Origin of the sequence: Galbibacter sp. PAP.153 (genome assembly GCF_037029175.1) — a bacterium.
GTDB lineage: Bacteria > Bacteroidota > Bacteroidia > Flavobacteriales > Flavobacteriaceae > Galbibacter > Galbibacter pacificus.
In genome coordinates this window covers 1-10,824 of record NZ_JAZEUN010000023.1, presented here as the reverse complement: position 1 = coordinate 10,824, position 10,824 = coordinate 1, and the positions used below count along the sequence as shown (strand labels likewise).

Genomic DNA, 10,824 nt, shown 5'->3' with positions numbered 1-10,824 from the left:
ATTTCATCGATGTTTTTTGCATTTAAAAGAAAAAATAGCTTGTAAGTAGTAAAAATTAAGGTTGGCACACTGATAAATTCCCAAAAATTCCCACAATTATTTTTCCTTCAGTAAAATATAAACAGGAAAGTGGTCGCTGTAGCCTCCCAAATATTTTTTCCCGACATACGTCCTAAAGGGAAATCCTTTGTATTTTTCGTTCCATTCTTCTAAAAAATGTATATCGAGGATATCGGCTTTCAGAAATTCCAAATTGCTGTTCGATACGTCAAAAAAATTGGTAGAGATCATAATCTGGTCAAAGAGATTCCAGTTTGCCTTGTGTGTTAAGCTTCCTCTTTCAAGGGGAATCAACAGGGTTTCCATTGGGTTGTACAAATCTGGCTGAAGCAAATGCTCTTTAATGCTTGGGGAATTAGGGTCGTCGTTAAAATCGCCCATAATGATAAGTCTAGGATTTTCTTCCTCTTTTTTTATTTGATCTATTCGTGCCGTTACCCTATTGGCTGCGGTTATTCTTTTATACGAAGTTTCTTCGGCTCCTTGTCGCCTGGACGGCCAATGATTAACAAAAATATGAACCGTCTCGTTGTTTAACTTGCCAATAACGTACAAAATATCCCTTGTACGGTCTCTTATATGGCCCTCGTTGTACACCAAAAGCGGAATGGGCTCCGCATCGATAAACTCAAAGTATTCCTTTCTGTAAAGCAGCGCAGTATCTATTCCCCTTTCGTCTGGCGAATTAAAATGGGCAAAATTATAAGCATACTTAACTAGCGGACCGGCGTTAACAAGGTCGTTAAGTACCTTTTTGTTTTCAACTTCGGCAAGCCCGATTACCACAGGCGGGGCTTCGTTGCCTTCCTTGCCTATTTTGGAAATGGCCATTGCAAGTTTATGAATTTTATTTTCATAACGCTCTTCGGTCCAATTAAGTCGGCCGTCCTCGGTAAAATCATCGTCCAGAATGTGCGGATCGTTCAGGGTATCAAAAAGATTTTCTAAATTGTAGAAAGCGATGGTATGCAAATTGTTCTCGTTCATGTTATAAAAATAAAAAAATCATTTATGTACCTTTGCAATATACTTATATTTTATGCTAGAGAAGAAGACATTAGAACTTGAAAAAGTGGTGCTTGTTGGTATTATTAACCAAGAGCAGGATGAGGAAAAGTCGAAAGAATATTTAGATGAGCTGGAGTTCTTAGCATATACCGCCGGTGGGGAGGTAGGTGCCCGCTTTACTCAAAAAATAGATATTCCAAATCCCAAGACCTTTATTGGTTCGGGGAAAATAGAAGACATAAAACATTATGTTGATGAAAATGATATTGGCACGGTTATTTTTGATGATGAACTTACGCCTGCACAACAAAAGAACATTGAAAAAATACTGAAAGCCAAAATACTGGACCGAACCAGTTTAATTCTCGATATTTTCGCACAGCGTGCACAAACCAGTTATGCCAGGACACAAGTAGAACTGGCCCAATACCAATATTTATTGCCCCGATTAGCCGGGCTTTGGACCCACTTGGAGCGCCAGCGCGGGGGTATTGGAATGCGCGGGCCGGGGGAAACTGAAATTGAAACGGATAGGCGTATTGTTCGCGACCGCATTGCCCTGCTTAAAAAGAAGCTTGAAAAAATAGACAAGCAAATGGAAACACAGCGCGGCAACCGTGGCGCATTGGTACGTGTGGCATTAATAGGGTATACCAATGTTGGAAAATCTACGCTGATGAACGTTATTAGCAAAAGCGATGTTTTTGCAGAAAACAAGTTGTTTGCCACGCTGGACACCACCGTAAGGAAAGTAGTTATTGGTAACTTGCCTTTTTTATTAAGCGATACCGTTGGTTTTATAAGAAAACTGCCTACCCAGTTGGTAGAATCGTTTAAAAGTACTTTGGATGAAGTCCGTGAAGCCGACCTGCTTCTGCATGTGGTAGATATTTCCCACCCCAATTTTGAGGAACATATTACTTCTGTAAATCAGGTTTTAGACGAAATAAAAAGTGCCGATAAGCCAACAATCATGGTTTTCAATAAAATAGACAACTATGAGCATCAAACCATTGATGAGGATGATTTGGTAACGGAAAAAACTACCAAACACTTCACTTTAGAAGAATGGAAAAACACTTGGATGAACAGAATGGGTGACACTATTTTATTCATCTCGGCGCTCAACAAAGAAAATCTAGAAGAATTTAGAAAGAAAGTTTATGAGGAAGTGCGTAAAATACACATTACACGTTTTCCTTACAACAACTTTTTATACCCCGAATACGAAGAGGGGTTTTAATAAATTAAAGCCCGAAGTTCTATTAACTTCGGGCTTTTAAATAGCTTGAAATAAGTTAAGTTTCTATCTTAAAATCCTACATTTACCCCCAAACCAAATACTTCACGTACCTGCAATGCACTTACCGCATTATCATCGTAAACCAATTGCAAGTTAAGGTTTGTAGAAAGGTATTCGTTAATCTTCATAACCACATTCATGGTATAATCCATATCTACATTTTGAGGGTCTTCCAAATAGTTGGAATACAAGTTTAAAATATTTTCAACCGAGACGTTTTCCATCAAATTAAATTTATAATATCCCGAGGCATAAAAACCCAATTCGTATCTTGTTTTATCGCCTGGATCAATGCCATAAGCAGAAAGTGCATTTACATTGTCTGCCCCACTATGCTGTACAAAAGTATCCAGCTCGTCATCATAAACCCAAAGGTCATCGCTTATAAATGTTATTTTAGACGTGGCAGGTGCCAAATTGAACTTAAGGTTTTCGTTTTTCTTCCATTGCAAACCGGGGCCAAACGTCAAATATCCAGGGTTGAACAATCCAGATGTATGAAAATCGGCATCTGGATCATTACTGTAATCAAATCCATTGGTAAATTGTGTCCTTAGGTTTAAAAAAAACGAATAACTCCAGTTTCCAAAAGCTTCCTTTCCCACAATGGAGTTAAATTCAAATCGGTCGTCGGTTTTACGTGTTCCTTGGTCTTTTGTATTATTCAAACCATAAGAGGCAATTACTTTGTTGTCCCAGGACCATTCACCCCTTAAATAATTAAAGTCGTAATTAACTCCCAAGGTTGCCGATATGTTATTATCCCCCCCGGAAACCCAATTACTAAACGCTGATTGATTTAACAAAAATGTAAATGTCCCGCCTTTGGTCCACCCTTCTTTTGGTGTTTCTTCTTCGGTTGCATCCTGCGCATAGCTATACGTTGCGCTAAACAATAAAGCCCCAATTACTAATAATTTTTTCATTGAATTCTTTTTAAGTTAACTGGTTATACATAAAATTGATGTAAAAATAATACATATAGTAGATACAGAAGGGTTTTGTGTGTATTATTTTCTCTTATATAAAGGAACGGATGAACATGCTTCACCATACATGACGCTTTTGGCAATTGGTAAAAGTTTGTTCGTTATCATAATATATGCATTTTGCGGTACTGGTTTTTTTGAACATCCTTTTATTATTACGGGTTTATCATTATAAAAAGAAACATCTATGTCTTTAATTATATCTTGATAAATAGACGACTCCAATTGTTCTAACGTTCCAATAATGACTTTATTGGCATAAGGCGATACATAAGTTGTTATCAACATAAAGGCCCATGCCGGTATAATAGCATCGGTTGAGCAGGTCAGGGCAATATAGGTGCCTTGAAATTGCTCCCAATCATGGTTTTTGGCCTTTTCACGAAAATCCTTTTCTTTTAGCAGAAACCCTTCCAAAAGCCAATCTTTGATATCGAAAAGCACGCGCTCTCCTTCTGGATAATAATCTTCCAGATTGAAGGTTTCCAGTTTACTTTGTGCGACTCTGTTTATAATTTCTTCCTGCATCAATTATTTATCATTTTCGGCTAAACAATACTTACCAAAAGTATCGATATGCGTTATTAATTCTTTATTCTGAATTTTATTATAAGACACAATATTAAATTTAAGGTAGAATTAAGCCATCTATTGCCGCTTCTATTCTTATTAAATCATTATAGGAAACATTTCCTTTTAGGGCTAGGTCAACATCTGATGAAGCCCTGTAATTTCCCGTGGCCCGTGAACCAAAAACAAGGGCTTTGTTTATATTGTTGTTTTTATGAAAAGTCCCGGAAAGCTTCTCGACCGTGCTCATTTTCAAAGCGTATTTGTGTTCAACTTCAAGCATCCTTTTCAATTAACTCGGTCTTTTTTGGGTCAAAAGTCATTAATAACGGACTGTATTTCTTTAGAATGTTTTATAACAACCCAAGTTCCAGTTTTGCTTCTTCGCTCATTAAATCTTGGCTCCATGGCGGGTCGAAAGTAATTTCAACCTCGGCATCCTTTACATCATCAATTGTTTTTATTTTTTCTTCGACCTCGACGGGAAGCGTTTCGGCTACGGGACAATTGGGCGTTGTAAGCGTCATTAATATTTTAACTTCCTGGTCTTCGTTTACAAAAACATCGTAAATCAACCCGAGTTCGTATATGTCCACGGGAATTTCCGGGTCGTATATGGTTTTAAGGACTTTTACAATTTTTTCTCCCAGTTCTGTTGTATCTATGGTTTCGCTCATTGGTTTCTAATTTAATTGTGTTTGGTATGCCACCGCATACAGTTTTAATTGCTTTATCATACTTACCAAACCATTGGCTCGTGTGGGCGATAAATGCTCTTTTAAGCCTATTTCGTCTATAAAATCGGTGTTGGCTTCCATGATGTCTTTTGGTCGTTGGTTAGAAAATGCCCTTACTAATATAGCGATAATTCCTTTGGTAATAATGGCATCACTATCTGCTGTGAACACCAACTTATCATTGACCAGTTCTGCATGTACCCATACTTTGCTTTGACAGCCTTTAATGATGTTGTCTTCGGTTTTATATTGATCTTCAATGAGGGGTAACGATTTTCCGAGTTCAATCATATACTCATAACGCTGCATCCAGTCATCGAACATGGAAAACTCGTCTACAATCTCATTTTGAATTTCTTGAATTGTCATATGTTTAATTTTTTTTGCAATGGCTAAATGTGCGTAAAAATGTTGCCCATGGGTAACCACTGCGTTCTCACATGAATTTATTTTTCAACAAAAATACAACAAGAATATGGGCTATTCAACTGTTTTTCTATATGTTATTACAGGGCTTATCGCTAGCTGTGCTCTTTGGCAATTGTAATATTTATTATGAAAGCATCATTTTTGCTTTTTTCACGGCATCTACCAAAGCGTCTATCTCTTCTTTGGTATTGTAAAAAGCAAAACTAGCCCGGACGGTCCCGGGTATTTTAAAGAAATCCATAATGGGTTGTGCACAATGATGGCCTGTTCTAACAGCAATTCCCAGTTTATCTACAATGGTCCCTATATCGTATGGATGGATGCCTTCTATGTTGAAAGAAATAACGGCTGCTTTTTTGCTGGAATTCCCATAGATTTTCAACCCGAGAATCTGACTCAATTTATCGGTACCGTAGGTTAGCAGCTCATTTTCATATGCCAGTATATTCTCGAACCCAACGCTATTCATATAATCGATTGCCGCTCCAAAGGCTATTCCGCCACAAATGTTGGGCGTTCCTGCTTCAAACTTATGAGGCAGCTCTGCATAAGTGGTTTTTTCAAAAGTAACTTCGGCAATCATTTCGCCCCCGCCTTGGTACGGTGGTAATTTTTTTAGCCACTCTTCCTTTCCGTAGAGCATGCCCATACCGGTTGGTCCACACATTTTATGTGCCGAAGCTACGTAAAAATCGACATCCAGTTGCTGTACATCGGGTTTTATATGCGGACAAGCCTGCGCACCATCAATAAGTACAGCGGCCCCTACCTTATGTGCTTTCTCGATAATTTCTTCAATGGGGTTTACAACACCCAATGCATTGGATATATGGTTGCAAAACACCAGCTTGGTTTTTTCTGATAACAGTTTCTCATATGCATCCATTAAAAGCATTCCTTCTTCGTCCATTGGAATTACTTTTAATTTTGCGCCGGTGCGCTCGCACAGCATCTGCCAAGGCACAATGTTGGAATGGTGCTCCAAGGCCGAAACAATAAGTTCGTCCCCTTGTTTTAAAAGTGTAGAAAATCCATTGGCTACCATATTGATGCCATGCGTGGTCCCCGAAGTAAAAATGATTTCGTGCGAACGCTTGGCATTAAAATGCGACTGGATTTTCTGGCGTGCCTGCTCATATTTATCGGTTGCTTCTTGCGAAAGCGTATGCACCCCACGGTGAATGTTGGCATTGTAATTAGAATAGTAATCTACAATGCAATCTATTACCTGCCGTGGTGTTTGCGAGGTAGCGGCATTGTCGAAATACACTAAAGGGTACCCATTTACTTTTCGCTGTAAAATAGGAAAGTCGGCCCGTATCTTCTTTATATCGATCATAACTATTCTTTGGTACAAAAATAGGTGAAAGTTATAAGCTTAAAAAGTTGAACGTTATAAAGTTTTTTAGTCGGCTTATAGACTATGTTTATGGTTGTTCAAGTATTTTACACCAAAAAAATGATTAGCTATGGACGTATGTTTAATCACTCCTTTCCCCACAAACCCCAAAATTTATGTATTTTTAAAGTATAAACTGATAAAATTAGTTTCCTTGTGAAAAACTTTAAACGCTTTGCACTTTACACCATCCTTCTTATTTGTTTTGCCTTTGTGGTTGTTGTTTATTTTAATTACCCAAAACTGAATATCATTAGTGGTTTTTCGGCTAAAAACATGTGTTCGTGCATGTTTACAGACCACCGTATTCAAACCTATACCGCCAATAACGATAATAATTTTGCCCCGGTAAAACTTGCCAAAAACCAGGTAAATTCCACTACAAGACAAGCCACTGCCACTGTATTTGGACTCAAACCACGAACTGCCGTATATCGAAAAGGCCTTGGCTGCGTATTGCTCCCTAACCAAATGGCTCCAACTGACGTATTGAACGCCCGGGCGCCCGTCCGGACCACCACCAATGCACTGCTGCCTTATCCATATGGAGATGCCGAGCAAAAAGATACTGTTTTTGAAAATGTAGATTACAGCAAAGTTGAAAAAACCGTTGAGACTGCTTTTGCCAATAACAGCACCCAGAAAACACGTTCGGTATTGGTGATCTACAAAGACCAGATTATTGCTGAAAAATACGCCGATTCGTTAAATAAGGACAACAAAATGCTTGGTTGGTCAATGACCAAAAGTGTATTGGCTACGCTATACGGAATTTTACAATATGAAGGAAAGCTGGACATTGACGAACCCGCAAAAGTTGATGCTTGGCAAAACGATGAACGCGCCTCCATTACGTACAACGATTTATTGCATATGAATAGCGGTTTGACTTGGGAGGAGGATTACGCTACCATTTCAGATGTTACCAAAATGCTTTTTTTAACCGATGACATGACTAAAGTACAGGCCGAAAAAGAGGCTGCTTACCCACCCAACTCGTATTGGAACTATTCATCGGGAACCACCAATTTGCTTTCGGGACTGCTCCGAAAGGAATTTAATTCGTATCCCGAATACCTCAACTTTCCATATAAAAAATTAATCGACCGTATCGGAATGCACAGCATGGTTATTGAAACTGATGCCGCCGGAAATTTTATTGGTTCTTCTTACGGATGGGCAACCACACGTGATTGGGGCAAGTTTGGGCTGCTCTATTTACATGAAGGAAATTGGAACGACGACCGGATTTTTGATGAAAACTGGGCAACGTACGTGGCTACCCCCGCACCAAATTCTGACGGTTTGTACGGTGGTCATTTTTGGCTCAACACGCCTGAAAAACTGCCCGATGCGCCAATGGATGCCTATTTTGCCGATGGTTTTCAGGGGCAACGGGTTTACATCGTGCCTTCCAAAGATCTGGTAGTGGTACGTATGGGATTGGCCTCTGGAGATGCTTTTGATTTTAATGGTTTTTTAAGTGGGATTACAAAGGCCATTAAGTAAATTTATGAGATTCTTGAACCGGCGGCAATTATATAACCCGTTCAATTTCTCACCAATTTGAAGTTTTAAATAATACCGATTTTTATAATTGAATACACATGTGCATAAAATATAAAATATCCCTTTCCTCAATCCTCCTTGCAATATTACTTGTCTCCTGCAAGAATAAAACTTCCGAAGCAGACTCAGGGAATAATAAAAGTATAAAGGTTGAACGGACAGACATACAAAGTAGCGAAATAATCAAGCGTTTACAAGGTAGCTGGAAAGAAGCCGAATATCCATTCCGAAAAGTTGAATTTAAAAATTCCACGGTAAAATTTACGGAAGAAGGCCTGTCTGAAGCCCCAAGGTTTAAAGCGTTCAAAATTTATGCTGAATGTCCCTTTGACAACAATAACATACAAAATGTAAAGCCTACCGATACAATTATTTCCATAACAGAAGATAAGCATTGCGAAAAGCTGAAAATTTCCAATAATACATTAACGCTCAGCGGTTATAATGCCACTACCAAGAGCGATTATGAAATGGAGTATAAAAAACAGAATAAGTAATTCTACGTGTTCCTAATATTACCATTTAAACCCATTTCCCTTTTTTAACAGGAGGGAATCCCTAAAAAAGTACAACTTTTAAGCCAACCCACCTCTAAAGGACCCTCATCGGGCGGGTTGGAAAAAGTTTAGTGGTTTTTTTATAAAACAAACTGTATTTTTTAGTTTTGCCGCCAAAAAGCAGCAGGATGTTATGTAAAGCGGAAAAAAAAGAGGTTGATTGCATCAATCCAACAAACATATTGCCCCAAACCCCGTATTGGGGGAGAATAAAAAACGAGCAGGGATACATCCCCAACGGATTTGAAATTACCGTGTCTAAAGTACTGCTCGGCGAAACTTCGGGAAATTTAGGGACCATTCAAGACGATTTGTTGGTGCTTATTAAGTACATTAACAGCGAATTATGCTATGCATATGTACCATATGGGCCAAAAATAGAGCCTACCTTTGAAAATCAAGGTGTTTTTTTAGAAGAATTGTCCGAAGCCTTAAAACCTTCACTCCCCTTTAACTGTGTTTTTATACGTTATGATTTGCTGTGGAAAAACCAATGGGCCAATGAAGATGACTATTTTGACGGTTCGGGAAATTGGAACGGCCCCCCGCAGAGCAGGGTTCAAGAATTTCGTGTTAACTACAAAACCTCGCACTGGAACCTTTATAAAAGTCCGAGTGACATCTTGCCCAAAAACACTTTTTTTCTTGATTTAGCCCAAGCTGAAGACAACTTGTTATACAACATGAGGTATAACACCCGGTATAATATTAAACGTGCAAAAAAGAAAGGGATACAAGTAAAGGAGTATGGCGTGGAGCACATAAGCCAATGGTACAAACTATATTATGAAACGGCAAAACGCCACCAAATGCCTTTGCAAAATGAAGATTACTTTGCACATATATTAAACAATCAAGATAACTATGCTAAGGGTGTCAACGTAAAGATGCTCATGGCCGATTACGATGGGCAATTTTTGGCTTCCATGTTTTTGGTTTTGTCGCACAGACGCGCCAGCTACTTATATGGTGCTTCCCTGCCAAATAATAAAATGGCCAGTTATGCACTACAATGGGAATCCATAAAACTTGCCAAGCAATGGGGCTGTACCGAATATGACATGTTTGGTTCTGCACCCAATTTAAACGATTCTCATCCGTTAAGGGGCGTTCATATATACAAAAAAGGCTTTGGCGGCAACTTGTTTCACAGAATGGGATGTTGGGATTATCCGTACAGAAAAGAGGAATACGATCTTTTTAGGTTGCAGGAAATAAGTAATTAAGCACTATCTTACCGTTTATTAATAATCGAACTCAGATTAATAACGTATAATTTCACGAAAAGGCATCAATATTATTGAAACCCATATTGTTCCCAACATACAAAGCCGTGTACGGCTGCAAGAGTATGGTGTTGGTATATTTAAAAATATCGGCACAAAATCGGCTTTAAAAAAGGCACTTAAGAAAAAATATATATCCGTAAATGGCATCGTTGGAACCACGGCAACATATATAAAAGGAGGCGAAACCATTAGGCTTTCCATCCCTGATAAGCCCATCGGTAATAAAAAGCTTGTTTTCCCGCTCAGGGTTTTATATGAGGATGAATACTTGGCCCTTGTGCATAAACCCGCAGGCATTTTAGTAAGTGGCAATAAATTTAAAACCATAGCCAATGCTTTGCCACAAAATATCCGGCCTGGCCAACTTCCAGATGCAACCATTCCCCAACCTGTACACCGCCTAGATTATGCCACCACAGGAATTCTATTGGCAGGAAAAACAGACAAGTGCATTCGCTTACTAAATAAAATGTTTGAAAATAAAGTAGTTGAAAAAACGTATTATGCCGTTACTATTGGCAATATGCCGGCCCGGGGGAAGATTACAACCGAAATAGACGGCAAAGCATCGCAATCGGGTTACAGGGTTCAACAATCGGTTGTTTCCAAAAGATTTGGAAAACTTAATTTGGTGGAGCTATTTCCAAAAACCGGAAGAAGGCATCAATTACGGAAGCACTTGGCAAGTATTGGCAACCCGGTTTTAGGCGACAAGATATATGGTGCCGAAGGATTGGTTTTACACGGTAAAGGGCTATATCTACATGCATATTCGCTTGAGTTTACCCATCCTATTACACAAGAAAAACTTTTTATAAAAGATGAATTGCCAGAGCGTTTTAATAAGATTTTTGGGTGAAAAACAAAAACCCGAATAGTCATAACAACCATTCGGGTTTTTATAAAGTATAACA

The 10,824-nt window shown here is 38.7% G+C and carries 12 protein-coding genes; 5 read left to right on the top strand and 7 right to left on the bottom strand.

The window, feature by feature from the left end:
* Positions 1–96: 96 nt before the first annotated feature.
* Complete coding sequence (locus UXI14_RS14460; RefSeq protein ID WP_335966747.1) at positions 97–1,047, bottom strand: endonuclease/exonuclease/phosphatase family protein; 951 nt, start codon at positions 1,045–1,047, stop codon at positions 97–99.
* 52 nt (positions 1,048–1,099) lie between these two features.
* On the opposite strand from UXI14_RS14460, the gene hflX reads away from it, so the two are divergent.
* Positions 1,100–2,311, top strand: a complete 1,212-nt coding sequence (gene hflX, locus UXI14_RS14455; protein WP_277900470.1) for a GTPase HflX — start codon at positions 1,100–1,102, stop codon at positions 2,309–2,311.
* Between the two features lie 68 nt (positions 2,312–2,379).
* Here hflX and UXI14_RS14450 read toward each other — a convergent pair whose 3' ends face one another.
* The 6 genes from UXI14_RS14450 to UXI14_RS14425 form a co-directional block, all read right to left on the bottom strand.
* Positions 2,380–3,297 carry a DUF3078 domain-containing protein gene (locus UXI14_RS14450; RefSeq protein WP_335966746.1) on the bottom strand — a complete coding sequence of 306 codons (918 nt, stop codon included), beginning with the start codon at positions 3,295–3,297 and terminating at the stop codon, positions 2,380–2,382.
* A gap of 84 nt (positions 3,298–3,381) precedes the next feature.
* A complete protein-coding gene (locus UXI14_RS14445) occupies positions 3,382–3,888 on the bottom strand; it encodes a DUF2480 family protein (protein ID WP_335966745.1) in 507 nt (168 codons plus the stop codon).
* A gap of 100 nt (positions 3,889–3,988) precedes the next feature.
* Entirely contained in the window at positions 3,989–4,213 is a 225-nt protein-coding gene (locus UXI14_RS14440) for a nucleotidyltransferase domain-containing protein (protein WP_335966789.1), read from the bottom strand.
* A gap of 70 nt (positions 4,214–4,283) precedes the next feature.
* Positions 4,284–4,607 (bottom strand): SUF system Fe-S cluster assembly protein, encoded by a 324-nt coding sequence (locus UXI14_RS14435; RefSeq protein ID WP_335966744.1) that lies wholly within the window; start codon positions 4,605–4,607, stop codon positions 4,284–4,286.
* Between the two features lie 6 nt (positions 4,608–4,613).
* Positions 4,614–5,036 (bottom strand): SufE family protein, encoded by a 423-nt coding sequence (locus UXI14_RS14430; RefSeq protein ID WP_277900474.1) that lies wholly within the window; start codon positions 5,034–5,036, stop codon positions 4,614–4,616.
* Between the two features lie 184 nt (positions 5,037–5,220).
* Entirely contained in the window at positions 5,221–6,435 is a 1,215-nt protein-coding gene (locus tag UXI14_RS14425; RefSeq protein ID WP_335966742.1) for a cysteine desulfurase, read from the bottom strand.
* A 216-nt stretch (positions 6,436–6,651) separates the two neighbouring features.
* On the opposite strand from UXI14_RS14425, the gene UXI14_RS14420 reads away from it, so the two are divergent.
* From UXI14_RS14420 to UXI14_RS14405, 4 genes are all read left to right on the top strand, one after another.
* On the top strand, positions 6,652–8,004 hold the full coding sequence (locus UXI14_RS14420; RefSeq protein WP_335966741.1) for a serine hydrolase: 1,353 nt from the start codon (positions 6,652–6,654) through the stop codon (positions 8,002–8,004).
* Between the two features lie 98 nt (positions 8,005–8,102).
* Positions 8,103–8,561 (top strand): hypothetical protein, encoded by a 459-nt coding sequence (locus tag UXI14_RS14415; RefSeq protein WP_335966740.1) that lies wholly within the window; start codon positions 8,103–8,105, stop codon positions 8,559–8,561.
* A gap of 188 nt (positions 8,562–8,749) precedes the next feature.
* A complete protein-coding gene (locus UXI14_RS14410) occupies positions 8,750–9,847 on the top strand; it encodes a peptidoglycan bridge formation glycyltransferase FemA/FemB family protein (RefSeq protein WP_335966739.1) in 1,098 nt (365 codons plus the stop codon).
* Between the two features lie 340 nt (positions 9,848–10,187).
* On the top strand, positions 10,188–10,769 hold the full coding sequence (locus tag UXI14_RS14405) for an RNA pseudouridine synthase (protein WP_335966738.1): 582 nt from the start codon (positions 10,188–10,190) through the stop codon (positions 10,767–10,769).
* Positions 10,770–10,824 lie beyond the last annotated feature (55 nt).

What these genes read in the sequence shown, in the direction of transcription:
- UXI14_RS14445 (WP_335966745.1), bottom strand. Translation starts at nt 3,888, where the DNA reads ATGCAGGAAGAAATTATAAACAGAGTCGCACAAAGTAAACTGGAAACC.
- UXI14_RS14435 (WP_335966744.1), bottom strand. Translation starts at nt 4,607, where the DNA reads ATGAGCGAAACCATAGATACAACAGAACTGGGAGAAAAAATTGTAAAA.
- UXI14_RS14450 (WP_335966746.1), bottom strand. Translation starts at nt 3,297, where the DNA reads ATGAAAAAATTATTAGTAATTGGGGCTTTATTGTTTAGCGCAACGTAT.
- UXI14_RS14410 (WP_335966739.1), top strand. Translation starts at nt 8,750, where the DNA reads ATGTTATGTAAAGCGGAAAAAAAAGAGGTTGATTGCATCAATCCAACA.
- UXI14_RS14460 (WP_335966747.1), bottom strand. Translation starts at nt 1,047, where the DNA reads ATGAACGAGAACAATTTGCATACCATCGCTTTCTACAATTTAGAAAAT.
- UXI14_RS14415 (WP_335966740.1), top strand. Translation starts at nt 8,103, where the DNA reads ATGTGCATAAAATATAAAATATCCCTTTCCTCAATCCTCCTTGCAATA.
- hflX (WP_277900470.1), top strand. Translation starts at nt 1,100, where the DNA reads ATGCTAGAGAAGAAGACATTAGAACTTGAAAAAGTGGTGCTTGTTGGT.
- UXI14_RS14430 (WP_277900474.1), bottom strand. Translation starts at nt 5,036, where the DNA reads ATGACAATTCAAGAAATTCAAAATGAGATTGTAGACGAGTTTTCCATG.
- UXI14_RS14440 (WP_335966789.1), bottom strand. Translation starts at nt 4,213, where the DNA reads ATGCTTGAAGTTGAACACAAATACGCTTTGAAAATGAGCACGGTCGAG.
- UXI14_RS14425 (WP_335966742.1), bottom strand. Translation starts at nt 6,435, where the DNA reads ATGATCGATATAAAGAAGATACGGGCCGACTTTCCTATTTTACAGCGA.